Here is a 403-nt window from a genome sequence, read left to right on the forward strand (position 1 = left end):
GTACTCCATCGCCTGGTGGATCCCGGTGAGTTCGCGCCCCGGTACGGGAAGCTCCCGCCACGCGGTCGCCCCCGTGGCGATCACCAGCGCGTCGTAACGGGCCCGCAGCTCGGCGGCGTCGACATCGCGCCCGACCGTCGTGGACGTGCGGAACCTCGTGCCCTCGGCCCGCATCTGCTCGATGCGCCGTTCCAGATGGTGCTTCTCCATCTTGAACTCGGGGATGCCGTACCTCATCAGCCCGCCGATCCGGTCGTCCCGCTCGTACACGGCGACCGTGTGACCGGCCCGGGTCAACTGCTGGGCCGCGGCCAGTCCGGTGGGCCCCGAGCCGATGACCGCGACCGTCCGGCCGGAGAGCCGCTCCGGCGGGGCCGGCGGCGCGAAGCCCTCCTCCCAGGCC

At 73.0% G+C, this 403-nt stretch carries 1 protein-coding gene; it reads right to left on the reverse strand.

Going from position 1 to position 403, the window contains the following annotated elements; genetic code table 11:
- The coding region (locus tag KDL01_RS42490; protein ID WP_212534351.1) for an FAD-dependent oxidoreductase at positions 1-403 on the reverse strand (403 nt) is incomplete at both ends.

Source organism: Actinospica durhamensis (assembly GCF_018139695.1).
Lineage (GTDB): Bacteria > Actinomycetota > Actinomycetes > Streptomycetales > Catenulisporaceae > Actinospica > Actinospica durhamensis.